Annotated in this window: 26 protein-coding genes; 19 read left to right on the top strand and 7 right to left on the bottom strand. The window is 51.9% G+C overall.

Annotated elements, in window-relative coordinates; translation table 11 throughout:
* Positions 1-8 precede the first annotated feature (8 nt).
* The 9 genes from rseP (at position 9) to DHf2319_RS07355 (ending at position 9,452) form a co-directional block, all read left to right on the top strand.
* Positions 9-1,337, top strand: coding sequence for an RIP metalloprotease RseP (gene rseP, locus DHf2319_RS07395; protein ID WP_243477527.1), 1,329 nt, complete (start codon positions 9-11; stop codon positions 1,335-1,337).
* A 73-nt stretch (positions 1,338-1,410) separates the two neighbouring features.
* Positions 1,411-3,753: an outer membrane protein assembly factor BamA gene (gene bamA / locus DHf2319_RS07390; protein WP_243477526.1), complete on the top strand. Its 2,343-nt coding sequence runs from the start codon at positions 1,411-1,413 to the stop codon at positions 3,751-3,753.
* A gap of 78 nt (positions 3,754-3,831) precedes the next feature.
* Entirely contained in the window at positions 3,832-4,446 is a 615-nt protein-coding gene (locus DHf2319_RS07385; RefSeq protein WP_369810168.1) for an OmpH/Skp family outer membrane protein, read from the top strand.
* A 20-nt stretch (positions 4,447-4,466) separates the two neighbouring features.
* On the top strand, positions 4,467-5,564 hold the full coding sequence (gene lpxD, locus DHf2319_RS07380) for a UDP-3-O-(3-hydroxymyristoyl)glucosamine N-acyltransferase (protein WP_243477525.1): 1,098 nt from the start codon (positions 4,467-4,469) through the stop codon (positions 5,562-5,564).
* Between the two features lie 47 nt (positions 5,565-5,611).
* Positions 5,612-6,064, top strand: a complete 453-nt coding sequence (gene fabZ, locus DHf2319_RS07375) for a 3-hydroxyacyl-ACP dehydratase FabZ (protein ID WP_243477524.1) — start codon at positions 5,612-5,614, stop codon at positions 6,062-6,064.
* Positions 6,065-6,859, top strand: coding sequence for an acyl-ACP--UDP-N-acetylglucosamine O-acyltransferase (gene lpxA, locus DHf2319_RS07370; protein WP_243477523.1), 795 nt, complete (start codon positions 6,065-6,067; stop codon positions 6,857-6,859).
* Positions 6,856-8,034 (top strand): lipid-A-disaccharide synthase, encoded by a 1,179-nt coding sequence (gene lpxB / locus DHf2319_RS07365; RefSeq protein WP_243477522.1) that lies wholly within the window; start codon positions 6,856-6,858, stop codon positions 8,032-8,034. The genes lpxA and lpxB overlap by 4 nt, the downstream gene beginning before the upstream one ends.
* Positions 8,031-8,606, top strand: a complete 576-nt coding sequence (rnhB, locus tag DHf2319_RS07360) for a ribonuclease HII (RefSeq protein ID WP_243477521.1) — start codon at positions 8,031-8,033, stop codon at positions 8,604-8,606. Before lpxB ends, rnhB begins: the two co-directional genes overlap by 4 nt.
* 21 nt (positions 8,607-8,627) lie before the next feature.
* The gene (locus DHf2319_RS07355) at positions 8,628-9,452 is read left to right on the top strand and encodes a TrmH family RNA methyltransferase (RefSeq protein WP_243477520.1); all 825 of its coding nucleotides are present in this window, start codon (positions 8,628-8,630) and stop codon (positions 9,450-9,452) included.
* Here DHf2319_RS07355 and ppsR read toward each other — a convergent pair.
* A complete protein-coding gene (ppsR, locus tag DHf2319_RS07350; protein WP_243477519.1) occupies positions 9,449-10,285 on the bottom strand; it encodes a posphoenolpyruvate synthetase regulatory kinase/phosphorylase PpsR in 837 nt (278 codons plus the stop codon). The two genes, DHf2319_RS07355 and ppsR, sit on opposite strands and share 4 nt — an antisense overlap.
* Positions 10,286-10,528: 243 nt before the next feature.
* Here ppsR and ppsA point away from each other — a divergent pair, with 243 nt between their 5' ends.
* Positions 10,529-12,895, top strand: a complete 2,367-nt coding sequence (ppsA, locus tag DHf2319_RS07345) for a phosphoenolpyruvate synthase (RefSeq protein ID WP_243477518.1) — start codon at positions 10,529-10,531, stop codon at positions 12,893-12,895.
* 81 nt (positions 12,896-12,976) lie between these two features.
* On the opposite strand, the gene smpB is transcribed toward ppsA, so the two are convergent.
* On the bottom strand, positions 12,977-13,435 hold the full coding sequence (gene smpB / locus DHf2319_RS07340; protein WP_243477517.1) for an SsrA-binding protein SmpB: 459 nt from the start codon (positions 13,433-13,435) through the stop codon (positions 12,977-12,979).
* A gap of 60 nt (positions 13,436-13,495) precedes the next feature.
* On the opposite strand from smpB, the gene DHf2319_RS07335 reads away from it, so the two are divergent.
* Genes DHf2319_RS07335 through DHf2319_RS07325 form a run of 3 tightly spaced genes read left to right on the top strand, consistent with a single transcriptional unit; the run spans position 13,496 to position 15,375 of the window.
* Positions 13,496-13,936, top strand: coding sequence for a type II toxin-antitoxin system RatA family toxin (locus tag DHf2319_RS07335; protein ID WP_243477516.1), 441 nt, complete (start codon positions 13,496-13,498; stop codon positions 13,934-13,936).
* A complete protein-coding gene (locus DHf2319_RS07330) occupies positions 13,920-14,273 on the top strand; it encodes an RnfH family protein (RefSeq protein WP_243477515.1) in 354 nt (117 codons plus the stop codon). The genes DHf2319_RS07335 and DHf2319_RS07330 overlap by 17 nt, the downstream gene beginning before the upstream one ends.
* A complete protein-coding gene (locus tag DHf2319_RS07325; RefSeq protein ID WP_243477514.1) occupies positions 14,251-15,375 on the top strand; it encodes an enoyl-CoA hydratase/isomerase family protein in 1,125 nt (374 codons plus the stop codon). Before DHf2319_RS07330 ends, DHf2319_RS07325 begins: the two co-directional genes overlap by 23 nt.
* 39 nt (positions 15,376-15,414) lie before the next feature.
* Here the strand turns inward: DHf2319_RS07325 and ygfZ are convergent, their stop codons facing one another.
* The gene (gene ygfZ / locus DHf2319_RS07320; protein ID WP_243477513.1) at positions 15,415-16,416 is read right to left on the bottom strand and encodes a CAF17-like 4Fe-4S cluster assembly/insertion protein YgfZ; all 1,002 of its coding nucleotides are present in this window, start codon (positions 16,414-16,416) and stop codon (positions 15,415-15,417) included.
* Positions 16,417-16,598: 182 nt separating this feature from the next.
* On the opposite strand from ygfZ, the gene mltG reads away from it, so the two are divergent.
* The 5 genes from mltG to DHf2319_RS07295 are packed head-to-tail and all read left to right on the top strand — an operon-like array spanning position 16,599 to position 20,816.
* Positions 16,599-17,612 carry an endolytic transglycosylase MltG gene (gene mltG, locus DHf2319_RS07315; protein WP_243477512.1) on the top strand — a complete coding sequence of 338 codons (1,014 nt, stop codon included), beginning with the start codon at positions 16,599-16,601 and terminating at the stop codon, positions 17,610-17,612.
* 3 nt (positions 17,613-17,615) lie between these two features.
* On the top strand, positions 17,616-18,257 hold the full coding sequence (tmk, locus tag DHf2319_RS07310; RefSeq protein WP_243477511.1) for a dTMP kinase: 642 nt from the start codon (positions 17,616-17,618) through the stop codon (positions 18,255-18,257).
* 1 nt (position 18,258) lies between these two features.
* Positions 18,259-19,305, top strand: coding sequence for a DNA polymerase III subunit delta' (holB, locus tag DHf2319_RS07305; RefSeq protein ID WP_243477510.1), 1,047 nt, complete (start codon positions 18,259-18,261; stop codon positions 19,303-19,305).
* The gene (locus DHf2319_RS07300) at positions 19,302-20,078 is read left to right on the top strand and encodes a TatD family hydrolase (protein ID WP_243477509.1); all 777 of its coding nucleotides are present in this window, start codon (positions 19,302-19,304) and stop codon (positions 20,076-20,078) included. The genes holB and DHf2319_RS07300 overlap by 4 nt, the downstream gene beginning before the upstream one ends.
* A gap of 48 nt (positions 20,079-20,126) precedes the next feature.
* Positions 20,127-20,816, top strand: coding sequence for an ankyrin repeat domain-containing protein (locus DHf2319_RS07295; protein WP_243477508.1), 690 nt, complete (start codon positions 20,127-20,129; stop codon positions 20,814-20,816).
* Between the two features lie 3 nt (positions 20,817-20,819).
* Here the strand turns inward: DHf2319_RS07295 and DHf2319_RS07290 are convergent, their stop codons facing one another.
* The 4 genes from DHf2319_RS07290 to DHf2319_RS07275 all read right to left on the bottom strand — a co-directional run bounded on the left by DHf2319_RS07290 (position 20,820) and on the right by DHf2319_RS07275 (position 23,979).
* Positions 20,820-21,482, bottom strand: a complete 663-nt coding sequence (locus DHf2319_RS07290) for a glutathione S-transferase N-terminal domain-containing protein (RefSeq protein ID WP_243477507.1) — start codon at positions 21,480-21,482, stop codon at positions 20,820-20,822.
* Positions 21,483-21,519: 37 nt separating this feature from the next.
* Entirely contained in the window at positions 21,520-21,999 is a 480-nt protein-coding gene (locus DHf2319_RS07285) for a glutathione peroxidase (RefSeq protein ID WP_243477506.1), read from the bottom strand.
* 70 nt (positions 22,000-22,069) lie between these two features.
* Positions 22,070-23,473, bottom strand: coding sequence for a cryptochrome/photolyase family protein (locus DHf2319_RS07280; protein ID WP_243477505.1), 1,404 nt, complete (start codon positions 23,471-23,473; stop codon positions 22,070-22,072).
* The gene (locus DHf2319_RS07275; protein ID WP_243477504.1) at positions 23,470-23,979 is read right to left on the bottom strand and encodes a peroxiredoxin; all 510 of its coding nucleotides are present in this window, start codon (positions 23,977-23,979) and stop codon (positions 23,470-23,472) included. Before DHf2319_RS07275 ends, DHf2319_RS07280 begins: the two co-directional genes overlap by 4 nt.
* Before the next feature lie 250 nt (positions 23,980-24,229).
* On the opposite strand from DHf2319_RS07275, the gene DHf2319_RS07270 reads away from it, so the two are divergent.
* The gene (locus DHf2319_RS07270) at positions 24,230-24,541 is read left to right on the top strand and encodes a hypothetical protein (protein ID WP_243477503.1); all 312 of its coding nucleotides are present in this window, start codon (positions 24,230-24,232) and stop codon (positions 24,539-24,541) included.
* The last annotated feature ends 12 nt before the right edge of the window (positions 24,542-24,553 follow it).

Below are 24,553 nucleotides of genomic sequence, written 5' to 3'. Positions count from 1 at the left end.
TTTTGGCTATGTTAACGACCATACTCGCATTCGTCATCGCACTAGGCATCATCATTACATTTCATGAGTATGGTCACTATTGGGCTGCCCGACGCTGCGGGGTGCGGGTTCTCAGGTTCTCGGTGGGATTTGGGAAACCCCTGCTCAAGCGAATTGATCGCCGCGGTACGGAGTGGGTCCTTGCAGGCATTCCCTTGGGTGGCTATGTCAAGATGCAAGATGAACCAGAGCAAGGTGCTAGCGAGAGCGAGAAACGGGAGGCATTTAGTAACCAACCCGTTAAAAATCGATTTTTTATTGTTAGCGCAGGGCCGATTGCCAACTTTATATTGGCTGCAGTCTTATATGCCGGACTGAACATGATCGGTACTGAGGAACCGGTGCCGATTCTGGCCCAGCCGCCAGCGAATTCCGCGGCTGCTCAGGCGGGTGTTGCTGGCGGCGATCGGGTCATTGCAGTCAATGGTGTCCCGGTGACTTCATGGAATCAAGCACGCTGGCAAATGCTGGATGACATGGTGCATGGCGGAAATGTGAACCTCACGGTTGACCGTTTTGATCGTCAGTCAGAGTTGGTTGTGACGTTGCCGGCTGCCGACCCCGGGCCCGACACAGACGCGTTGGCGTTGGCAGGTCTGCAACTGCAGCCGGGTAAAACAGTGATCACCAGTGTGCAACCAGACAGTGCTGGTCAGAAAGCCGGGCTAGCGAGTGCTGATGTGGTTCTTAGCATTGACGCACGTCCCGTGATCGACACCCGTCAGCTTATTCAGACCGTTCAAGCAAACCCCGGCCGACCGCTTACGCTGGTGGTTGATCGTCAGGGCTCACCCGTGACGATTGAGGTCGTACCTAGCCCGGCCGACGGGCCAGATGGGGCTGTCATTGGACGAATTGGCGTTGGACTGGCCAATGAAGTGCCGATGGTCATGGTCGAGCACGGCTTGGTTCAAAGCATTTGGCAAGGGGTGACTCGAACTTACGAAACAGCCTGGTTCTCACTTAAGATGCTTGGAAGCATGATCTCTGGTGCAGTCTCATGGAAGAATATCAGTGGTCCGGTGACGATAGCGGACTACGCCGGGCAGACGGCTCAGATTGGGTTGACGGCGTATTTGGCATTTTTAGCCCTAGTCAGTGTGAGTATTGGGGTGCTTAATTTGCTCCCGATCCCTATGCTTGATGGGGGGCATCTGATGTATTACACGGTTGAGATTGTGCGGGGTAAGCCAGTCCCAGAAAGTTGGATGATGCTCGGACACAAGGTAGGGGTCGTACTGTTGGCTGGGTTGATGACGCTAGCGATTTTTAATGACTTCACCCGCCTTTTGAGTTGAGGTCGTTGTCCCTTAAAATGCTTGTATGGGGTGTCGGTATTACGCAGCACCCTAATAACGGAGATTGTGATTTATGCGAGCTAGTCAGTTGGGACAGCCTGAAGGCAAGATACTGAAGTTGAAAGGATTACTGGCGTTTTTTCTGGTCGCAGTTGTCCTCGCAGTCCCCTCATTAGCTTCAGCGTTCACACCATTTAAGGTCAAAGATATTCGGGTTGACGGCATACAACGCACAGAGGCCGGCACCGTATTTGCCTATGTTCCTGTGAAGGTTGGCGATACGTTCACTGAAGAGATGGCGACCGATATCATCCGCGAACTGTATTCGACGGGATTCTTTAGCGATGTGCGTATCTCGACAGCCAATGACATTGTGGTGGTCACTGTCCAAGAACGCCCCGTGATCGCTTCGATCTCGTTTACGGGCATGCGCGAGTTTGAAAGCAAGCAAATTATTGAAGCTTTCCAGCAAGTCGGGTTTGGGGAAGGAAGAATCTTTGACCAGGCGATGCTCGAGCAAGCCGAGTTTGAGCTTCAGCAGCAGTACCTGAGTAAAGCTAAATATGGCGTGGAAATTACGGCTACCACAACTCCCTTGCCGCGTAACCGGGTGGGGGTGAACTTCGATGTCTTCGAGGGGTCGGTTGCCAAGATCAAGGAAATCCGGATTATCGGCAACGAAGCCTTTTCAGAGGGCGACTTGTTGGATCTGATGCAATTGACGACATCTGGCTATCTCACTTGGTACACGGATACGGATAAGTATTCACGAGAAAAGCTTGAAGCCGATATGGAGTCGATCCGGTCGTTTTATCTGGATCGTGGATATCTGGAGTTCTCTATGGAGACTCCCCAGGTCACCATATCCCCCGATCGCCAGGACATCTACATTACGATCTCGATCTCAGAAGGTAAGCCTTACACTGTCTCGGATGTTCAGCTAGCGGGCAATTTGCTTAGCCTTGATCAGGAAATTGAAGCACTCGTGACGATCAAAGCCGGAGAAACGTTTTCTGGTGCCAAGTCTAACGAAACATCGGTTGCCATCAGGAGCTATCTTGGAGACCTTGGCTACGCCTTTGCCAACGTTAATCCCAATCCTGTGCTTGATCGTGAAAAACAGACAGTTGCGCTGACTTTTTTTGTTGATCCGAGTCGCAGGGTCTATGTACGGAAAGTGGAGATCACGGGTAATGAGCGCACTCGAGACACAGTGGCTCGCCGTGAAATTCGTCAACTAGAGGCGGCATGGTATGACGGTGGTGCCATTAAATTATCCAAAGAGCGCCTCGAGCGACTTGGTTATTTTCAGGAGGTTGATGTCACTACAGAGCCAGTACCTGGTTCAGTTGATCAGGTCGACGTTAATGTCAAGGTCACTGAGCGTCAAACCGGTGCAATCAACCTGGGTATCGGCTACGGACAGACCGATGGCGTTATCCTGAGTGCGGGAATTTCCGAGAAAAACGTCTTCGGAAGTGGAACGGAGTTGGATTTCTCCGTCAACACCAGTCAAGACGCGCGAACATTCGTGTTAAGTCATACGGATCCATATTGGACCCTTGACGGAGTCAGTAGAACGACCTCTGGCTACTATCGGACTGTGACGCCAAGCTTGAACAACCCTGGCAATTACGAGGTGATTTCTGCAGGGGGTGGATTTAATTTTGGGGTGCCCATCTCTGAGTTTGATCGTGTTTCACTCGGGCTTAACTTTGAACATAACAAGATTTCGTTATATGAAGACTCGCCGCTGGCATACGAGCAGTATGTCGATGCCTATGGTGACGCGACCAACACACCAATTCTCAGTGCAGGCTGGTCCAAAGATACTCGTGATAGTGTGCTCAATCCAACCCGCGGATCTTTTACACGTTTAAGTGCCACGGTAGGTACAGTGTCACTTAAATACTATATGCTCAGTGCTCAACACCAGCACTTCATTCCAATCGGCCGTGATTACACATTGGCGTTTAACGCACTCTTTGATTATGGTGATGTCTACAACAGTGATAATCCATTCCCGGTAATTAAGGATGTTTTTGCGGGCGGTATTGGCACTGTTCGGGGTTATCAGGGTAATTCTTTAGGTCCCAAGGACCCTCGCACCGGCACTTATCTGGGTGGCTCTAGGCGCGTGGTGGGTAATGTGCAGTTTTTCTTCCCACTGCCAGGGTCAGGACGCGATAAAACACTAAGACTTTTCGTGTTTGGCGATGCCGGTCAGGTCTATGGTACCGGTGCTGGAAATTCGTCTGATACAGTGGACTTTGGCGATCTGCGTTACTCTACTGGTTTTGGTATGTCTTGGCTGTCCCCGATGGGGCCCTTGCAACTCGTTTACGCCAAAGCATTGAACGCTAAAGAGGGTGATGAGACCCAGGTGTTCCAGTTCCAGGTTGGTTCGGCTTTCTAGATGTAATCAATGGCAAAATGACCGACGGGTGTCTTTGCATCTGCGTGTCATTCACACACTCAAAGGTGGTAACTAAATATGATCGAAGTGGGCAATTTGGCCAGTAAGGCTGACAGCAATGCTAAACCTGCAATGACTAGCCGAGTCATTGGCGCGATGGCATTGACAGCCGTCTGTCTTGCATTGTTTATCTCGCCTGTTGCGATGGCCCAATCCGGTGCGCAGACACCGAAGAAGGACGAATCTGCTCAGCCCTTCGTTGTCAAAATCGGGTTCGTCAATACGCAACGGATCTTGCAAGACTCGGGCCCGTCAAAACTGGCGCAAGAGAACATTGAAAAAGAATTCAAGAAGCGTAACGATGACCTACAAAAGGAAATCGCCGAATTTCGCAAGAAAGTGCAGCAGTTTGAGAAAGATGCGCCAGTACTCGCTGAAAGTGACCGTAATCGCCGCCAACGTGAATTAGGCAACTTAGATGCGGATTTGCAGCGTAAGCAGCGTGAAATACAGGAAGATTTTAATCGCCGTCGCAATGAGGAGTTTGCCATCATTATCGAGAGGGCCAACGCTGCCATCATGCAGATCGCGGATAAGGAGCAATACGACCTGATCCTTCAGGATGCAGTCACCGTTAGCGATCGTGTTGATATCACCGACAAGGTAATCAAGGCACTAGAGTCGAAGAACTAACTTGATTTCACCTAGAGACAATGCCCGTCATTCTCCCGCCAACTAAGGCGCCCACGCTGACAGAGTTGCTCGATGACATTGCAGAATCCAGAGCACTTGTGTCAAGTGTTTTGGCGGGCACCAAGCATAGCCCCGATGCACGTATTAGAGGTATAGGGCCTTTGCGATCTGCAAGTGCTGACGAACTATCATTTGTCGTCTCCAACAAATTCAAAGACGAACTAGCGATTACTGACGCCTGCGCTGTGATCCTGCCGCCCGGCATGCAGGCTATTGCACCTGCTTACGCCCAGATCGTCTGCGACCAACCCTATCTTCTCTATGCACTCATTGCGCGTTGGTTTGATGTCAAACGCCAACCAACGATTCAACCCGGATGCCACGCCAGTGCCGTGATCGATGAAACAGCCAATGTCGATCCGACAGCAGTGATTGGTCCCCATGTTGTGATCGGTGCTCATACCACCGTAGGTGCACACGTACATATTCTTGCTGGTTGTGTTGTGGGTTCGAACTGTGAAATTGGAGCAAACTCGATCCTCTATCCTAACGTGACCTTGTATGACAACACCCGCATGGGCGCTCGTTGCATCCTGCACGCTGGTGTTGTTCTTGGCGCAGATGGTTTTGGGTTTGCACCTAATCCCATGCTGGCTAAAGGGGCCTGGGGCAAAATTGCCCAACTCGGGGGTGTCCGTATTGGCGATGATGTGGAGATCGGTGCCAACACGACCATTGACCGAGGCGCGCTTGAAGACACCGTGATTGGTAACGGTGTTAAGCTCGACAACCAAATCATGGTCGGACATAACTGCCAAATTGGAGACCACACTGCCATGGCTGCATGTGTCGGGGTGGCCGGTTCGACAAAAATTGGTAAGCGCTGCATTATTGGTGGTGCCGCCATGTTCTCTGGACACATCAGCATCACCGACGACGTACAGATCTCCGGCGGCACGGCAATCACCTCTAGCATTGAAACGCCTGGCCGATATACCGGTGTGATGCCATCCGGGCCACACGCCCAATGGCAGCGTAATGCAGCTGTACTGGGTAAGCTTTCAGACTTGCGTAAACGGGTGCGCCAGCTTGAGCGCAACCCTGACGAAATTGAATAGAATAGGCGCAACACACGGGTAGGCGCTTGTGCACGAAGGACTTTCTCATGCAACTTGATATCAAAGCAATCCTTGACAGCATTCCTCATCGGTACCCGATGCTATTGGTAGATCGGGTCGTGGACATGGTGCCTGGCAAATCGATTCATGCTCTGAAGAACGTATCTATTAATGAGCCTTTTTTCCCGGGGCATTTTCCCCATCACCCGGTCATGCCTGGTGTGCTGATTTTAGAAGCTTTGGCTCAGGCCGCTGCGATCTTCTCATTTGCTGATGAGACTGGCTTAAAAGCAAAAGGGGAGCAGTTGCTCTATTACTTCGTTGGCATTGATGAAGCCCGCTTCAGGCGACCCGTTGTGCCGGGAGATCAGCTTAATTTGCATGTGGAAGCCCTACGTCTGAGTCGCACGATCTGTAAATACTCGGCCATAGCAAAAGTGGATGATCAAGTCGCTGCTGAAGCCAAGTTGATGTGTGCCATTCGTCCCATGGAAGCATAAATGGCCACCAACATTCATCCGACAGCGATTGTTGATCCCGCCGCGCAAATTGATCAAAGCGTGCAAATTGGACCTTACTGTGTGATTGGACCGAATGTATCGGTTGGCCGGGGTACCGTATTTGGCCCTCACTGCGTTGTGGATGGCGTCACATCGATCGGTCAAAACAACACCTTTTATCGGTTTTGCAGTATTGGCGGTATGCCGCAAGACAAGAAATATGCGGGTGAGCCGACTCGGCTCGAGATCGGTGACGCGAATATGTTTCGCGAGTACGTGACCCTGAACACGGGCACCGTCCAAGATGGTGGTGTTACACGTATTGGCCATGACAACTGGGTGATGGCTTATGTGCACGTTGCGCATGACTGTCAAATCGGCAGCCATACGATTCTGGCCAACGGGGTCCAGATGGGCGGACATGTTCACGTTGGCGACTGGGCAATCGTGGGAGGACTAGCCGCCGTTCATCAGTTTGGCAAGATAGGCGCTCATGCCATGGTAGGTGGATCAAGTGCGTTGCATATGGATGTGCCGCCATTTGTGATGGGTTCCGGTAATCCTTGCGTACCGGTGGGTATCAATGGTGAGGGCTTAAAGCGTCGTGGTTTTACGCCAGAGGCGATTGCTGCCTTGCGTGATGCCTACAAGATAATTTACCGGCGGGGGCTGTCTTTAGAAGATGCCAAAAGCCAATTAAAAGAGCGGCAGGCACAGGACCCATTGGCAGCTGAATCCTTACAAATACTGCTCGACTTTCTCACCAACAGCACACGGGGCATTATCCGTCCATGACGGATTGCATTGGCTTGGTCGCTGGCGAGCCTTCAGGCGATCTGATTGCTGCCCAAGTACTCACTGGTATGAAAGAGGCGCGTCCACAGTTGGTCGCAAGCGGTATTGGTGGTCCAGCGCTACAGGCTTCAGGCATGCAAATCTGGCATCCAATGGATATGTTGTCCGTCTTCGGCTATGTGGATGCATTAAAAAATTTACCAAGAATTTACGCCATCTTTAAAGATGTCCAAAGGCGCTGGCTTGCTAACCCGCCCGAGGTATTTGTGGGTGTGGATGCGCCAGACTTTAACTTGCGTCTTGAACATAATTTAAAAAAACGCGGCATCCCAACGGTGCACTTTGTTAGTCCATCGATTTGGGCGTGGCGCTATGAGAGAATTCATCGCATCCGACAAGCCGTCTCACACATGTTGGTGCTGTTTCCGTTTGAGCTCGAGATCTATGAGCGTGAAGGCATACCCGCTACCTATGTCGGGCATCCGCTGGCCGACAAGATTGCATTGGAACCTGATCGTCAGGCCACGCGTGAGGCACTTGGAATCGATCCGGATGCTACGGTGATTGCAATCTTACCGGGTAGCCGTCGATCGGAAATCGAACTCATGACACCAAAGTTTCTGGCTGCTGCTGAACGGTTGCAACAGCGTGCGCCAGGATTGATATTTGTGGTGCCAATGGTCAATCAAGCTCGCAAGGCTCAATTCGAGCAAATGGCAGCCAATTTCAAATTGGCCAATTTACAGGTGATCGAGACCAGCTCGTCAGAGCAATGGCCAGCATCATGGCGAGCCATGGCAGCATGCAATATGGCCTTGGTCACCAGTGGCACAGCGACGCTTGAATGTGCTCTATTTAAGCGACCCATGGTGATTAGCTACGTTTTAAGTCCGTGGATGCGTAGAATCATGGCGTGGAAATCCGGACAGTCTAAACCCAATCTTCCGTGGGTAGGCCTGCCTAATGTGCTTAGCCAGTCATTTGTTGTGCCCGAATTGTTGCAAGATGAGGCTACCCCGGAAAACCTGGCAAATGCACTGTGGGGGTTGTGGGAGGATGCAGGCAGGCGTCATGAAATTGAACAACAGTTTGTACGCTTGCACCAAACCTTGCGCTGCGACACTGCCACTAGGGCTAGCCAAGCTATTTTGCAAGTCATGGAGCGAGGTCCATGAACCAAGTTATCTTGGTGGCTGGTGTTGATGAGGCAGGTCGTGGCCCACTGGCAGGCGATGTTTACGCATCAGCAGTCATACTTGATCCGGGTCGTGTTATTGAAGGTTTGACTGATTCCAAGAAACTGACCGAGCGCAGACGCGATCAGCTTGCCATGACAATCCGCGAGCGGGCGATGGCCTGGGCCATTGGCAGTGCATCTGTTGAAGAAATTGACCAAATGAATATTCTGCAAGCGACTATGCTTGCGATGCAGCGAGCCGTCAGTGGCCTGGGTCAAGTTCCAGACGAAGTATTAATCGATGGTAATCGAACGCCCAAGCTTGATGTCCCCACCCGAGCAATCGTCAAGGGTGATTTGACTGAGCCTGCCATTTCAGCGGCGTCAATACTTGCAAAAACAGCTCGTGACGCGGCATTACTTGAGCTGCATGAGCAGTATCCTTTGTACGGATTCGATCAGCATAAAGGCTATGGCACCGCTTTGCATTTGGAGCGGCTGCGTCAATATGGCCCCTGTCCGGCGCACAGACGAAGTTTTGCGCCGGTGCGCGAGTGCTTGTCAATTTAAGTTTGTCATGTGAGCCCGTCCATGAAAACGATTACCTCTCGTAGCAATCCGTTATACAAACAGTTGCATGCCCAGATGAAAGATGCTGGCCGTCCTGGCCATGATATCTGGCTCGAAGGCATGCACTTGTGCCAGGCTTGGCTGATGCACAAAGGTCAGCCGCAATTCGCGTTATTGGCGCTCGAGGCACGCGGGTTAGCAGAAATAGAATCGTTGATCACCGAGATTGACCCTGATAAACAGATCTGGCTGCCGCACAAATTGATAGGAAGTTTGTCAACACTGGTCACCGCACCCTCGGTAATCTTCGTGGGTGACCATCGACAAACACAAAATCGGCTGACGGTACCTGATCGATCTGGCTTGACGGGCAGTCATCTGCTTATGGATGACATACAAGATCCTGGTAACGTCGGCACCTTGTTAAGGACAGCGGCTGCAGCCGGTATTCGATCGGTATTCTCTGGACCTGCAACCGCAGGGTGTTGGTCACCTAAAGTACTCAGGGCTGGTCAAGGCGCCCAGTTTGCATTGGATATTTATGAATCGGTTAACTTGCGCCAGCTGATCACTGAATGGTCCTCTCAAACAAAACGACCACAGATACTAGCCACAGCGCTCGACGCAACAGCAACTTCCTTGTTTGATTTAAAGCTAGACCGCGAGGTGGCCTGGATCTTTGGTCATGAAGGGCGGGGAGTTGATCCTGCCTTGCTGGCTTTGGCTGATCATAAGGTGTTCATTGCGCATGACACGGATGCGGTCGAATCTTTAAATGTGGCCAGCGCTGGCGCTGTGTGTTTATTTGAGCAACGGCGACAATGGCTCGCGTCAAATCAACGCTAATAGGACTGGTGTTGATCCAGCTTGATTTCGTGCAGGATCGTCGTGGCAATTTCTTCAATGGACTTGGTCGTTGTTGACAGCGACGGAATGTTCTCCATACGCATCAAACGCTCAGCCTCAGCGACTTCGTGTAGGCACTGTGGCAAGGATGCATATTTACTGTTGGGACGGCGCTCCTGCCTGACCTCCGCGAGTCGTTCCGGTTGAATGGTCAGGCCAAATAACTTGCTGCGATGTGGATGTAACGTAGCCGGTAAGCCGCCGCGCTCAAAATCTTCAGGAATCAGCGGAAAATTAGCCGCTTTTACCCCATATTGCATGGCTAAATACAGACTAGTCGGGGTCTTGCCGCATCTCGACACGCCAACCAAAATCACATCAGCTTCGGAAAGCCCCTTGATGAATTGACCATCGTCATGCGCCAGGCTGTAGTTGATAGCATCAATCCGGTTGCGATATTGCGCAGAATTAGCCACTTTGTGCGATTTGCCAATGCTGTGGCTAGAACGCACTCCCAGATTGTGTTCTAGCGGTTCGACAAACCCGGCAAAAAGATCCAAAAACAATGCGTTGGCGGTTTTAATGCGGGTAGAGACTTCGGTGTTGACCAAAGTCGTAAAAGCAATAGGCTGAGTCCCCTGAGCGGCTAAGTGGTTGATACGCTCGACCACTGAATCTGCCTTCTCAAGCGTATCCACAAACGGAATACGTACTTGATTGAATTTCACACCTTCGAATTGTGACAGCACGGAGTGACTAAAGGTCTCGGCGGTAATGCCTGTGCCATCGGAAATAATGAAAACCGTGCGTTCGATGTTTGATGCGTCAGTCACTTTTAAGGTCCTAAAGTCACAATAACTGAGGGTACAATGCACTGCAGCAACCGGAGTCGCATCCGACGATGGCTTAACGGCAAGCGTCGGTAATTGCAGTGAAACCAGCCCAAGTTGCACAGTATCGGCTCAAGCCCAGATGTGTGCGACCTGCTGAGTAGGCCGGTTTGGTCAGTGTATCGCCTTTAGACAAGGTGTGGACTGACCAAACTCGCTTTTCATTCATTGTTATAAGGTGACTCCATGTCATATGTCGTACCATTTGATCAACTCCGGATGACGGATGTTGACACTGTAGGAGGCAAGAACGCATCTCTTGGCGAGATGATCAGCCAACTTTCTGACGCAGGTGTCCGTGTACCGGGTGGTTTTGCCACGACGGCGCAGGCATATCGTGATTTTCTGGCCCAAACCGGGCTTGCCGATCGCATTGCTGAGCGCTTGTCAACGCTTGACGCTGACGATGTGCGTGCGCTTGCCGAGGCGGGTGCTCAGATTCGTCAATGGATAGTTGAGGCGCCTTTGCCAACTCAGCTCGATGAGCAAATTCGCCAAGCTTTTGCAGAGCTCGATGCCGATGGTCAGGGTTCATTTGCGGTTCGCTCCTCGGCCACCGCCGAAGATCTTCCAGATGCTTCATTTGCTGGGCAACAGGAAACCTTTTTGAATGTTGTCGGTATCGATGATGTCATCGACAAGATCCGTCACGTGTTTGCGTCCCTATACAACGACCGCGCCATTTCTTATCGGGTACACAAAGGCTTTGCCCATGCCGAAGTGGCACTGTCGGCAGGGATTCAGCGTATGGTGCGTTCAGACAAGGGCAGTGCGGGCGTGATGTTCACGATTGACACGGAGTCTGGGTTTTCTGATGTCGTGTTTATTACATCGTCGTATGGCCTAGGTGAGACCGTCGTTCAAGGGGCTGTCAATCCTGATGAGTTCTATGTCTTTAAGCCAACCTTGACTGACGGTCATTACCCGATTGTTAGCCGTCGTATTGGCTCCAAGCTGATCAAGATGGAGTTTGACGAGGATCGGTCTAGCGGGCACGCGGTGCGAACTGTGGATGTCCCGGTGGTTGAGAGGAACCGGTTCTCTTTAAGTGATGCTGAGGTCATCGAGCTTGCTCACTACGCGGTGATCATAGAAAAGCACTATCAGCGCCCAATGGACATCGAATGGGGACGCGATGGCATTGATGGCAAGCTCTACATATTGCAAGCTCGCCCTGAAACGGTGAAGTCACAACAGTCACAGCATGATGTGCAATTGCGTTACCGCTTGAAAGCAACGGGCGACGTGCTGGTAACAGGCCGCGCGATTGGCCAGAAAATTGGCGCCGGTCCCGTGCGCATCGTGGCCGATGTGTCTGAAATGGACAAGGTCCAAGCTGGTGATGTCCTGGTCACCGACATGACAGATCCCAACTGGGAGCCCGTCATGAAACGTGCGGCCGCGATCGTTACCAATCGTGGTGGCCGTACCTGCCACGCAGCGATTATTGCTCGCGAGCTAGGTATCCCAGCCGTAGTTGGCTGTGCCGATGCCACTGACCAGCTCAAAGAAGGACAATCGGTCACTGTGTCTTGTGCTGAAGGCGATGAGGGACGCATTTATGACGGCTTGATTGAGACGGAAGTTGAAGAGGTTCGCCGTGGCGAAATGCCGCCAGTAGACCTGAAGGTCATGATGAACGTCGGTAACCCGCAGTTAGCTTTCGACTTTGCGCAGATTCCGAATCACGGTGTTGGACTGGCGCGTCTGGAGTTCATCATTAACAACAACATCGGTATCCATCCCAAAGCCGTGTTGGATTATCCCAATGTCGATAGCGACTTGAAAATAGCGGTCGAATCGGCAGCTCGTGGCTATGCGAGTCCGCGTGCCTTCTTCGTAGAAAAGCTTGCAGAGGGAATGGCAACGATTGCTGCGGCCTTTGCTCCTAAGCCTGTGATTGTTCGCTTGTCGGACTTCAAGTCAAACGAATATCGCAAGCTTGTCGGTGGATCTCGTTATGAGCCCGAGGAAGAAAACCCGATGCTTGGTTTCCGCGGCGCGTCGCGTTATCTCGCAGATGAGTTTGCCGAGTGCTTCCGGATGGAGTGTGAGGCTGTCAGAAAAGTCAGAGACGAAATGGGACTGACCAATATGGAGGTCATGGTGCCGTTTGTGCGTACCGTGCCACAGGCTGAACGGGTCATTAACTTGCTGGCGGAAAATGGGCTTGCCCGTGGACAAAACGGCCTGCGCATAGTCATGATGTGTGAAGTTCCGTCGAACGCGATTCTGGCCGAAGAGTTTCTGCAATACTTTGATGGGTTTTCCATAGGCTCCAATGACATGACTCAGCTTACGCTAGGTTTGGATCGCGACTCAGGCATGGAGCTATTGGCATCAGACTTTGATGAGCGTGATGACGCTGTTAAGTTCATGCTCAAACGTGCCATTGATGCTTGTTTGAAGGCGAACAAGTATGTTGGTATCTGTGGTCAGGGCCCGAGTGACCATCCCGACTTTGCTCAATGGCTAAAGGTGCAAGGCATTCTATCGGTGTCTTTGAACCCAGATACAGTCGTTGAGACCTGGAAAAAACTGGCAACGAGCTAGCGTATCCGGGTCCTTAGGACCAACTGCTGCTCGATTGATTGTGGGGGGCATCAGGCGATGCCCCCCACTTTTTAGGTGGTCCTAGTTAGCACGCCGCGTGTCATGTTTAAGCAGGCGCTCGCGTTCACGCGCCCAATCCTTGGCCTGAGCCGTATCACGCTTGTCATGTTGCTTTTTACCCCGTCCCAGACCTAGCTCAAGTTTGATTCGGCCATTTTTGTAGTGCAGGTTTAACGGCACGAGCGTAAACCCCCGCTGCTCCACCTTTCCGATCAGTTTGCTGATTTCTTCGGCGTGCAGCAACAATTTACGGGTTCGGGTGGGGTCTGGCTTGGTATGTGTCGATGTCGAGGGCAGGGGGCTGATATGCATGCCTATCAGGTAAATCTGCGCATCGCGCACAATCACATAGCTCTCTTTTATTTGAGCGCGACCAGCACGAATGGCCTTGACTTCCCAGCCCTCAAGCACCATGCCGGCCTCGAAGCGCTCGTCGATGAAGTAGTCGTGAAACGCCTTGCGATTGTCAATGATGCTCATAAAACCTTAAGACCGCGTGAACCGTTAAAATCCATCCATTCTAGCGATTTGTTTGAACTCATGCATTCTGTAGAACGATCAGTATTAGTGCCGTACAGTGCAGCCCAAATGTTTGATCTGGTTGCAGCTGTGGATCGATACCCTGAATTCATGCCCTGGTGCGGTGGCAGTCAGATTCACTGGCAAAACGAAAATGGCATGCAAGCCTCTGTCTCGATCGCACTGGCTGGCATCAAGCAGACCTTTACGACCAATAACCGGCACCAATATCCGCAGCTAATTGAGCTGGAGCTCGTCGATGGACCATTCTCAGACCTCAATGGTCGCTGGGAGTTTCAGGCATTGTCGGATTCAGCCTGTAAGGTGGTCTTCACATTGCGCTATGAGTTCTCGAGTCGAACCCTGGAGAAATTGGTAGGACCAATTTTTAACCGGATCGCCAATAGCTTCATTGACTCATTCACCCAAAGAGCTGACAGTTGTTATGGCAACCGTGCCTGAACCGGCGAACACGCAGAGGCAGATTTGGGTGGTCTACGCGCTTGGACGCAATCGGGTTTGGCAGCGAGCAATCCAGCCGTTGCCCGGCATGAGCATAGCGCAGGCTATTGATTCAAGTGGCTTTGAGGCCCAGCACCCTGACGTGGATTGGCGAAGCGGCGGGGTTGGTATATTCGGTCGGCGGGTCAAACCTGAGGACATGGTTAATCCCGGCGATCGTATTGAGATCTATCGAGCACTTGTCTTTGATCCCAAAGAATCCAGGCGTCGCCGGGCATTGCATCGGCAACGCCAAACCATAAAAGGAAAAACACGTGGACGACAGCGTATTGTTTGAATTAATCGAGTGTGCCGGTGGCAAATATGCGGCGATGGCAACATTAAATCGCCCCAACACACTCAATGGTTTGTCGCTTGCGATGACACGCTTGTTGAATGAGAAACTTGAAACCTGGGTTTGCGATGACAGTGTTTCGCTCGTGATCTTGCGAGGTGCTGGCGAAAAAGCCTTCTGTGCGGGCGGGGACTTGCACGGGCTTTATCACGAGATGCAGGCACACCAAGGGCAACCCGCACGGGCAAATAAGTACGCCTGTGATTTCTTCGCCGAAGAGTATTCGCTTGATTTCCTGATTCACACCTATCCTAAGCCTATTTTGGTGTGGGGCGATGGCATTGTGATGGGTGGGGGCATGGGTTTGATGGCTGGCGCTAGCCACAGGGTTGTCACCGAGCGCTCACGCCTGGCGATGCCAGAAATCAGTATTGGTTTGTTCCCTGATGTGGGTGGTTCCTGGCTGCTTGCTAAAGCGCCTGCGCGCACCGGCGTGTTTTTAGGGCTCACCGGCGCTCAGCTTGGTGCCTCAGACGGGATTCTTGCTGGTATGGCAGATCATGCTGTCGCAAGCGGGCGTTTTAACGAGCTAATTGAACAAGTCAAGACAAAGCACTGGCAGACTCAATATTCGGACTATCAGGTATTGACTGATATCTTAAGTCGTCTTGCGATCAAAGACTTACCGGTTGGCCCCTTACGTGAACACTTTGACCTGATTCAGCAAACTTGCCAAGGCTACGAGCTTGAGGATATTGCACGTAAGATCGCAGCACTGGCGCAGCACAGTGATCCATGGCTCGCACGCGCCGGTAAGACGTTCAGTGCCGGATGTCCGGCAGCAGCTCGCTTGTCTTGGATCTTGTGGCGTTGTGCACGTCAACTCTCACTAGCAGACGTGTTCCGAATGGAGTGGGGGGTCGCCATTGAATGCTGCGCAAGCGGCACATTTCAAGAGGGTATTCGAGCCGTATTGGTTGACAAGGATCGCAGCCCCAAGTGGGAGCCCGCTACCCTTGAGCAAACGGCTGGTGATTGGTGCAATCCTTATTTCGAGATGTCTATCGATGATCCCGATCATCCACTGAGACACTTAGGAACTTAAGGTAGAACGAGTCCCCGCACTCAGGGTCGGCCAACAGTATTATGTTGGTGCAATGTCATAGGGCATAGGTTGCATGGTCAACAAAGGCCCCTCTGAGGAGCCCACTCGCAACGATGCTGTTTCGATGCTTTTGAAAGGGGCTTCGAACAAGACCCAGATGGTGACAGGCCCTTCGTCGGTCTTGGTCACGGTGTTTGCGACATTAATTAAACGCCCCACTGGATTGTCGGGATCGCTGGCATCAAATACATCCATGCCGGCTTTCATCTCGACTTCAGTGGGGGAAACAATCGTCGCTACGTGCATTCGTCGCTTGACGGTTCCACGATAGTGCGCCCGCGCAATGACCTCTTGCCCCGGATAGCACCCCTTGGTAAAGCTGACGCCGCCAATTAGGTCCAGATTCAAAGTTTGTGCAATAAATAAATCCTGCGTAGATGCTTCGACCCATGCCATGCCGGCCTGGACATCCTGCGCCTTCCAGGCGTTGACATCAGTCAAAACTTTTCCGTTTTCGCCGAGTTGGTCAACAATTTGCTCAGCTTGCCGGGCAGTTGTCAGGGCTAACAGGCGCAGGCGACAGTTCTCGTTGGCCGATGGCACCTGAATCCAGGTGCCGCATGAAGTCATCTGAGCCTGCCATATTGCTCCGGGTAAAGTCACCTCGAGTGTTGAAGACAAAACATCGAAGTCAGCAGCAGCAACCTCAATCCCCAAGACCTGCAAGTCCGGCACCGGACCGAGTGTCACTTTGCTGCGAAGCACGAACATCCGCAGCCGCTTTAGTAAGCTTTCCATCAAATCCGCTGCGATCACTCCGTGGATTTGCTGTTCCTGATCTGTTGGGGTCAACAGCATAGTGGCCCAAAGACGTCCCTGCGCCGTACAAAACCCCGCCATTGCAGCCTGGCTGGGCGAGATCAAGGACACATCCTGCGTAAGCTGGGACTGCAGGAAGGCGCGGGTATCGGCACCCACTGCTGAAAAAATGGATAGGTGCTGACACGGCGTTATAAAAACAGGGGTCGTAAAGCTCGACATGTGGATCACCAGTGGGCCGTCAAACAATCTGAGGAAGATATGCAGATAATACCAATCCGGCTAGCAGGGCACCGCAAGCCCATGAAGACGACAAGGCGAGCTATCGGTAAGAGCAAAATCGTGTAATCACTAGACACGGAAATCAAAGTCTAGCTGGTCAATTTCCTTTAAACTCGTTGCCAATGCGTCTGTTATTCAAAACTTTGCTCTGGTTGATATTGCTCGGGTTCATCGCGGTTTTTGCTGTGGTGGGCTTTGCGTATCATTGGGTCAATAAGCCGCTTGAGCTTGTTGAGCCTGTCGTGGATGTTCGTGTGCCCGCTGGTGTTCGTCCCGGCCAAATTGGACAACTGCTTGTGGATGCGGGTGTGGTGATGCCACCTGAGGCGTTTGGCTGGGTTGCAAGGCTCACCGGACAGGACAGAGACATTAAAGCCGGCGGCTACCAAGTGTCACAGGGGGACAGTTTGGCAGATGTTGTCAGACGCATGGCCCAAGGCGAGGTCACCCAGCGGCAGGTGACATTTATTGAGGGATGGACAATCGAGCAGATCATGCAGGCGCTGGCCGCCCACCCGGATGTTGAAAAAACCATTGAGCCGAATTTGCTGCAGGATCACCGCGCACTGGCTAGTCGCTTTGGCGTTGAGCAAGAGCGGCTGGAGGGATTGGTGTTCCCCGATACTTACGTGTTTGCCGTTGGTGCCAGCGATGAGGAAATACTGCGTCGAGCCCTAAAGACTCAAGAGCAAGTCGTTGAACGCGCCTGGGAGGACCGTGTGCCGAATCTGCCACTGAAAAACCCCTACGAAGCCTTGATTCTTGCATCGATCGTGGAAAAAGAGACTGGCCAGGCCAATGAACGTCGTCGGGTTGCTGGGGTATTTATTAACCGATTGCGCAAGGGAATGCTGTTGCAGACTGACCCCACCGTGATTTACGGCATGGGCGATCGTTATCAGGGACGCATTCGTAAAGCAGACCTGCAGCGTGATACCCCTTGGAACACATACATCCGAGCAGGGCTGCCGCCCACACCGATTGCTGCTCCTAGCAAAGCCTCCCTGGAAGCCGTTTTGAATCCAGAGGAGCATGACTATTACTACTTCGTTGCACGAGGTGATGGCACCAGCGCATTCGCCAAAACCTTAAGAGAGCATAATCGCAACGTCGCGAAATACATTTTGGGTAGGTGATGCATGTCGGTTTTTTCGGGCCGTTTCTTAACTTTTGAAGGCGTCGATGGTGCTGGTAAAAGCACTCACATCGAGTGGGTGTGCGAGCAGTTAAGACAAGCTGGTATCGATGTTTGTCAAACGCGCGAGCCTGGCGGCACACCTATCGGAGAGAAGCTGCGCGAGCTGCTGTTGCACGAACCTATGCATTTGCAGACAGAGACGCTACTGATGTTTGCTGCTCGCAATGAGCACCTGCGCAGCCTCATCGAGCCAGCACTGGCTCGCGGACAGTGGGTGGTGTGTGATCGATTTACCGATGCTACCTTTGCATACCAAGGGGGTGGGCGAGAACTAGGTTTAGAACGCGTTGCGCAACTGGCTAATTGGGTGCATCCTGGGTTTAAGCCTGATCGAACCTGGTTATTTGATGTGCCACTTGAGGTGGCTCGTGAACGACTAAGCCGCACCCGTACCTTAGATCGGTTTGAGCAAGAGCAAGATCAGTTTTTTATTCGTACCCGCACGGTCTATCTTGATCACGCCAGAAATGAGCCTGGCCGATTTAAAGTCATCGATGCGACGCAATCGATTGAGACCGTTCGTCTTGAGCTTCAAGCAGATCTGAAACAACTGATCGCGCTTTGGGGCAAGGGCAGCTCCTAGTATGGGCACCATGCTGCTGCCGTGGCAGGTTGATCACGCCAAGCGATTGCTTGGCGATACAGGTCACCTACCGCATGCGCTTTTAATTCACGGTATCGCTGGCTCAGGTAAGCGAGAGTTCGCCCTTGCCCTTGCAGCCACTTTGCTGTGTGAAGATCGCGTCGATGGTTTGGCTTGCGGCAAGTGCCAGTCTTGCATTTGGGTGGCAGCCGGCAACCATCCGGACCTAAAGCTGGTGCGCCCAGAAGCCGTTGCGGTGCAGGAGGGGGCTGTTGCGCAGGTTGATGAGGACGGCGAGGCATCTCCCGAGGCCGGTGCCGCCAAGAGAAAACATTCGGAAGAGATCAAGATTGATCAGATTCGTGCGCTTGAGGCCTGGTACCATCGGTCGACTCATCGGGCTGGCTGGCGGATTGTGGTGCTTTATCCGGCTGACACTTTATCTGTGGTCAGTGCCAACGCCTTACTTAAAGCGCTCGAGGAGCCGCCGCCTGAGACATTATTTCTGCTAACGAGCAATGCGCCCGATCGTTTGCTGCCAACGATCGTGTCGCGCTGTCAAAAATTCGCATTAGGTCAGCCATCAAAAATTGATTGCGAACAATGGCTTACCGGACAAGGAGTCAAGAGTGCACCGCTATGGCTTGCTGCAGCGGGTGGCGCACCGCTAGCAGCACTTGAAATGTCACAGTCACTTCAATCAGCTTGTCCTGATTGGGCGCAGGCCCTCATTGCGGCCCTGGCCAAAGGACATGAGCCAGATTTGGCGGTCATGGCTGATAATCTTGCGAAGCAGAATGCTGGGCAGTGGCTAATCGTCATGCAACGTTTGGCAGTCGACCTCGGCTTAGCCTGCGCAGACTTGCCGGTGCGTTATTTTCCTGATTTGCAAGTGAATTTCAGTCAAGCAGCTAAACGGGGTCGCTTATCCGAGGCTCAGGCGCTTTCAGGATGGATCAATCAGCAAGCTCGGCTTGCCAAGCATCCGCTTAGCCCCAAGCTGTTTGCCCAAGTTTGTTTACAACGTTTTTGTGATGCTGTCTTATGACTGTCTTTATTGATTCTCACTGTCACGTCAACTTCCCTGATCTGGCTTCGGACTATCCGGAGATTGCCAAGCGAATGGCTAAAAATAGCGTACAGATGGCACTGTGTGTCAGCGTTAATTTGCCAGACTGGGATCCGATGATGCAAATGGTCGAACGAGAGCCAACGCTCTGGGCGTCCGTAGGGGTGCACCCGGACTATGAGAATGAGATCGAACCTTCTGTGGAAGATCTGGTGTCTCGCAGTCGCCATGCCAAAGTAGTTGCTATTGGCGAAACCGGTCTGGATTATTTTCGGTTGACGGGAGATCTCCAATGGCAGCGTGAGCGGTTTCGTACCCACATCCGGGCAGCCAAGCTTGCCAAATTGCCGTTGATCATCCACACTCGCCAAGCCAGCGATGACACCATAAAAATCTTGCGTGAAGAGGGTGCCGAAGAAGTTGGCGGTGTGATGCACTGCTTCACCGAGAGTTGGGAAATGGCTCAACAAAGCATGGAGCTCGGGTTTTATGTGTCGTTTTCCGGGATTGTGACCTTCAAGAATGCTCGTGACTTGCAGGAAACTGCGGCTAAAGTGCCGATGGACCGATTGCTGATCGAGACAGATTCTCCTTATTTAGCCCCGGTACCGTTCAGGGGCAAGCGCAATGATCCATCCCTCGTGGTGCATGTTGCAGAAAAAATTGCCGAACTCAAAGGTCTATCGGTCGAAGAGGTTGCAGAGCAGTCAACTGATAATTTCTTTAGACTTTTCAATAAGATAAAGCATTAAATTAAAAATAAATTCAATTATCTCAACAATTAATGGTCGAGACGTCAGATGCAAGAAATTACTTTGAAATCAAATAATAACCAATTGTTCCTAAAGGTTTTATTTCTTGTGCTCATGTGTTTCTCAGTGTCATTGCCGGTGTTGGCACAGTCACGCGATGATCTGTGGGTGTATGTAAGAAATGATCAAGCAAACGCTGTCCAAGCCTTGCTAGCACAAGGGTTGGATCCAAATACCAGAGATAGTCGTGGCAATCCCATCATCATGCAGGCAGTCAGGGACAATGCATGGGATGTGTTTGAGTTGGTTATGAACAACCGTAAAACCGATCTAAACATCATGAACGGCTACCAAGAGACGCCACTTATGTATGTCAGCTTGGTGGGTAATCTGGACATGGCGAAACAACTGGTTTCCAAAGGAGCACAGATCAATCACTTGGGCTGGACACCTTTGCACTACGCGGCTGCCAAGGGGCAGCTGCCGGTAGTTGAATTTCTTTTGTCCAAGGGTGCCTTACCAAACGCGCCTGCGCCAGACGGAACGAGCCCCATTGCCATGGCCGCTCAGGCGGGGGCAATCGACACCGTACAGGCGCTACTTGCTGCCGGTGCGGATCCAAGTGCCATCAATACCAACGGCGTTGATGCCGTCCAAGCTGCGCGTGACCGGGGGCATACCCAACTTGCTGACGCTCTACAAAAAGTGGTTGATCAGCGTCGCGCAAAAAATCGCTAAAAATCAATCCACAAGCGGTGGCAGTTTAGGCGCATTGGGATTCATCTTCTCCGACAAACCGTAAGCTCGTTGGGTCGCATCACGTTCGTGAATGTCGTTAAACCAACGCTTTACGTTTGGAAACTCATTGATGTCGATTTGCTGGCGGGTGTAGGCAGCCACCCATGGAAAGCAAGCCATGTCAGCGATTGAATACTCGCCTGCGATGAACTCCCTACCTTCTAGTCGTTTATCCAGCACACCATACAGGCGGGCAGTCTCATCAACGTAGCGCTTGATGGCGTATGGAATTTTTTCCGGTGCAAAATTACCGAAGTGATGGTTCTGACCGGCCATGGGACCTAGGCCACCCATTTGCCAGAACAGCCACTCAAGCGTTTGCTGGCGCACTCGAAAATCGCGGGAAAGAAACTTGCCGGTTTTCTCGGCGAGATATAGCAAAATAGCACCGGATTCAAAAATCGATAATGGCGCTTGGCCATCGGAAGGCTCGTGGTCTACGATGGCCGGAATACGATTGTTCGGCGAGATCGCCAGAAACTCAGCTGCAAACTGATCGCCCTTGCCAATATTGATTGGCTTGATGGAATAGGGTAAGCCAGTTTCCTCTAGAAAGAGGGTGATTTTGTGGCCGTTTGGGGTAGTCCAATAGTAGAGATCTATCATCGTTTGTCTTTTTTCGTTGTGTAAGTGAATCGAGAGTTTAGAGCAGTGCCTCAATATCTGTGCGGATCGAATCGGGCGTGGCATTTGGAGCGTAACGCTTGACTACAAGGCCTTGCCGATTAACCAGAAATTTCGTGAAATTCCACTTGATGGCTTCGGTACCCAACACACCTGGCATGCTTGATTTCAACCACTCGAACAAGGGGTGGGCTTGCTGACCATTGACCTCGATCTTGCCAAACATTGGAAAGCTCACTCCATACTGGGTCTGGCAGAATGATTCGATTGCTGCTTCATCACCAGGCTCCTGTGCTCCGAACTGGTTACACGGGAAACCCAGCACTACCAGCCCACGCTCACCCAAGTCGTTGTAAAGCTGCTGTAAACCAGCGTATTGCCCAGTAAATCCGCAGCGTGAGGCCACATTGACTATTAACACGACTTTACCGAGATAGTCAGACAGTGACCGTTCTTTACCGTGAATATCGTGAGCAGAAAAATCAGCGATGCTTGCCATCTTAGCTAATTCCTTGTTCGGGTTGGTATGTTTGTGATGCTTAGATAAATATTCAGAGCATTGACTATCGTTAAATACCTGTGAATGCGTCGATCGCTCGCTGACGGCTTGACTTTAAGTCAACCAACATGGGTGGATAGCCCAGCGCCTTGCGTTGTTCCTCAGTAGGGTTATGTATGGATTTTTTGTCCAATGAGGCCAGCTGTGGCAGCCAATGGCGAATGAACGCACCATCAGGGTCAAACTTTTGGGATTGGCTCACTGGATTAAATACTCGGAAGTAGGGTGCTGCATCAGCACCGGTGGATGCGCTCCATTGCCAACCACCATTATTGGCCGCAAGTTCACCATCAATCAAGTGCTCCATAAAAAAACGTTCGCCTATGCGCCAGTCGATCAACAGGTTTTTAGTTAAAAACATTGCCACGATCATACGTAATCGATTGTGCATCCAGCCCGTTGCAAGCAACTGATGCATGGCTGCATCGATTATGGGTACGCCAGTGCGGCCGTTGCGCCAGGCATCTACATCTTGCGGTGCGTCGCGCCACACAACAGCGTCAGTTTCCTCACGCAATGGTCGATGCATCGACAGCTTGGGAAACCCGTGTAATAGATGCCAGTAAAACTCTCGCCAGATGAGCTCGTTCATCCAACTGCGGATGCCAGGGTTGCCAGACTCTAGTTCTCCATGATTGAGCTGCAAGGCTTGGTGAAAGCATTGCTTGACGGAGATGGCACCTGCAGCCAAATAGGGCGATAGCTGGCTAGTACCAAGCTCAGCTGGAAAGTCACGTGCCGTGTCGTAATGAATTGCGCGATCGTTAATAAACTCTGTCAATCGCCGCTGAATCTCGTCCTGATCAGCGGGCCAGTAATCAGCCAGGCTAGGCAAATCCTCTGGCCAGATGGCATCGATGTCATCGGGCGATAAACTATCAAGACACTGGCTGCGTGGTGGTATCGCAGCAATGCGCAGCGGCGCCTTGGCAATCTGAGCACGACAAGCACGGGCAAATGGGCTAAAGACTCGATACGTAGCCCCGCTGCCGGTTTTAAGTGACCCAGGTGTAAGTAGCGTCTGCCCATCATGACCAACTAGCTCAATGTCATGATCAGCTAGCAGTTTGTAGGTGGCGCGGTCACGGCGACGCTCGTAGACACCTTGCTCACGATTGCAATGCACACGGCCGATGCCATGCTCTTGACAAAACGCCAGTAAACGCTGAGGTACCTCTTGCCACGTTTGAACTCTCAGTAGCTTCAGGGTGACGCCACGCTCACTCAGGCGGGGCTGTAAGTCTTTGAGCAACCTGCGCCAAAGCTCTAACTTTGCAGGTGCCTCCGGGTGTGTACCCCATTGTGTAGGCGAGACAATAAAGAGACCAATCGCCGGACCCGCGGCGCAAGCGGCGGCAAGCGCAGGTTGATCCGCTATGCGCAGATCAGTTCTAAACCAGACTAGTTCAGTCATTTCGTCTTGGCCGAAGGCTGTTGGGCATGCCAGTCACGAACTGCCGCCAATGTACGTGTGACATGCTGATCTGGACTCATGCTTTCATAGGTTTGGAGAATCGTGCCATCGGGTGCGACCGCATATGAAATGCGGTCGGCCATACCGGGAATAATCGCAAACCCGGCGTCATAGGCTTTGATAATTTTCCCATCAGGATCAGCAGCGACAGGAAATTTTCCACCGCAAGGTCCCTCAGAGAATTTCTTGAGTGTGTCAATATCATCGCCTGAGACGCCGACTACCGTGGTGTTAACTGCCTTGAAATCGTCCATTGCTTGCGCGAACAATTGAGCCTCTATCGTACATCCGCTGGTGAATGCCTTTGGATAAAAATACACGACGACTGGGCCTTGGTCGAGTGCTGCTTGAAGGTCAAACTCAAACGGCTTGCCAGCCATGGCTGCGGGTGCTTTGAAGTCGGGTGCCCGTGATCCGGGTGCCAATTGAGCCTGTGCTGTAGTCATCCATAAGCCAAAGACCAAAAGCATCAACGAAGCAAACAGGCCAATTGTTGTCGCTCGTGACTGTCTTGTTGAACCAACACATGGCTTTGAAGGGCGGGGGGCTAGTCGTGTCATCGGCATCGCGGTATCTTCTGAATGTAAATAACAGATCAATAGGCTAATCATGCGACAAATCCCGAGCAAATACTATAAAGGCTTACCCTTCACGGTGGGTATCTACAGGTACCCACGCGTTTCACGAATAGTTGCCATGGGGCTGATAACTATCGGCATCGGACTCGCATCAGGGTTAAGCTCTGCCCAAGCACAAGTCGAACAAAAAGCGTCAGGATCCACGACTGACGCACCAAATCCGGCCGCAATCGCAACAGCAGATGACCGCATGTCTAGCGAGGAGATTCTGAAGCTATTCCAACGCGAGGCCAGAGCGGCCTACCAAATGAATAAAGCCGCGTGCGAGGGTTTAAGCGCCGAGGACAAAAAAGTGTGCCTAGCTCGAGCCAGGCTACAGTTTGACGCAGACATGCGCTACGCTCAAAAGCGGGCTGATCAGGGGTACTGAGGTTTTGAGTTG

The sequence above is a fragment of the Orrella daihaiensis genome (assembly GCF_022811525.1).
GTDB lineage: Bacteria > Pseudomonadota > Gammaproteobacteria > Burkholderiales > Burkholderiaceae_B > Algicoccus > Algicoccus daihaiensis.
This window is presented reverse-complemented; position numbering and strand designations above follow the sequence as displayed.